Annotated in this window: 3 protein-coding genes; 1 reads left to right on the top strand and 2 read right to left on the bottom strand. The window is 43.9% G+C overall.

Going from position 1 to position 1,650, the window contains the following annotated elements:
* Nucleotides 1-183, top strand: a 183-nt coding sequence (locus M8E35_RS26195; RefSeq protein WP_252473909.1) for a DUF2922 domain-containing protein, incomplete at its 5' end; no start/stop codon positions are given.
* A 221-nt stretch (nt 184-404) separates the two neighbouring features.
* Here M8E35_RS26195 and M8E35_RS26200 read toward each other — a convergent pair.
* Nucleotides 405-716 carry a DUF6951 family protein gene (locus M8E35_RS26200; RefSeq protein ID WP_252473910.1) on the bottom strand — a complete coding sequence of 104 codons (312 nt, stop codon included), beginning with the start codon at nt 714-716 and terminating at the stop codon, nt 405-407.
* A 537-nt stretch (nt 717-1,253) separates the two neighbouring features.
* The gene (locus M8E35_RS26205) at nt 1,254-1,466 is read right to left on the bottom strand and encodes a transposase (RefSeq protein WP_252473911.1); all 213 of its coding nucleotides are present in this window, start codon (nt 1,464-1,466) and stop codon (nt 1,254-1,256) included.
* Nucleotides 1,467-1,650 lie beyond the last annotated feature (184 nt).

A 1,650-nucleotide genomic window follows, 5' to 3' on the forward strand; every position in this document is an offset into this window, starting at 1 on the left:
ACCTTTTCAATCACGCTGCCCAATCCGCGGGCAGACCTGACGAAGGCTGAAGCCGAAGCTGTAATGGATACGATTATTTCGAAAAATATCTTCATTACGACCGGCGGCGAACTGGTTGGAAAACGGGATATCCGGGTGATAGATACCTCGACTAACGATCTATTTGATCCGCCCCAAGTTTAGGCGGAACAACCTCGAAACGGCGGCTGCGTGGCCGCCATCTTATAACGGACGCCACTGGATCAAAGCCAATCCCTTCCCCTTTGGTGATTTCCGGGTCGGCAAAGATCACCTTGTCCGGGTTGCTGATCTTGATTATTAGGTTAGCAACAGAAAAAAGGCCCATAGACGATCTTATTAATCATCCATGTGGCCTTCTGCGACATCCCTTCGATTCAAAAAAATTATTCCTTAGTTACGCTAATGCTTGCATTCTGTGGCAAAGCCAAGCCTGCCGCAACTTCAATCGACTTCATAATTCCAGAAACACCTGGGCAACTCGGATGCGGGCTATGCTTAGCAAAGGCTTCATATACTTTTCCCATATGGAGTTTCTTGAAAATCTCTTCAAAGGCATCAACCAGTTCTGCAGCTATTTTTTGGTAATTCGGGCAGTCACTTGATATCTCAAGTTTTACTTTGTGACCATCACCGCTCTCTGCTTTAACATTAATAGTAAAACCACAAGCACCGGCTTTAATAACTCCAGTTGCCATAAAAATGCTCCTCCCTCTTCAAATTAAGATTATCTCACGTTATCTCGCTCATTCTTAATATTTCACTATTTGGATCTATCGTCCTGATGGATTACCTTTGAAAGAATGTAGTTATTTGGATGATAGGGATGTGTTCCAGCAGAGGCTTGTGCCATTATCTTAAAATATGATCGCACAACGGATCTCCATAAATGCCCCTGTGGTTTACCCTCCCATGTCTCACGGGGTCCGTATTACCGGCCCTTACATTCCTTCGTTCTACCTATCAGGGGATGGAGGCTAGGTAAGCTCCTATGCTGGGTCAAATGCCCGTATGGAATAAATTGCCCAAGCTCTTCCGTGCTTCATTTATCCTCAAGTCTAAGAATGAGTTTGAACAAGTGTTAAGAATTAAATGATCACGTTTTTTAAGCAGCAATTGGCTCTAAATGGACTGTGCTTAATACCTTTTGTGGATTGTAAGAAATACGTTTTGTTCCCAATGTGAAGAGTATTCGTATGAGTCTTCCACATAAAGCAATCAGTGATTGTTTTTTCTTAAGTGGATTGATTTGCCTGTTTAGAGATGGTGCTCTGCCCCTTGTGTTTACCAGAACTGTTTTCCTTGAGATTTAAACCTGCCAACTTAATAATCTGTTGAGGATGATCGTAACCGGTTAGATCACCAACCTCCGCCAAAAAGCCAGCAACGGTTACCCATCCGACACCTGGTATGGTCTTCATTTCTTTAGATCCTGGAATTTGGCTCACTAAACCCTCAATATAGACCTTGATTCCTTCCACATTTGTCTAAAGAGCAGTTCGTGCTGTTCAAGGAGCTGCTGTAGTTCGTAACGCGCGGAGGTGACTCCTGACGTTAGGCCTATTGAACTTCTTGCCTGTTCTATGAGCAACTTGGCCCGTTTGATTCCCACTGCCCGTTAAACATCTGCTT

It is taken from the genome of Desulfosporosinus nitroreducens (assembly GCF_023897015.1).
GTDB lineage: Bacteria > Bacillota > Desulfitobacteriia > Desulfitobacteriales > Desulfitobacteriaceae > Desulfosporosinus > Desulfosporosinus nitroreducens.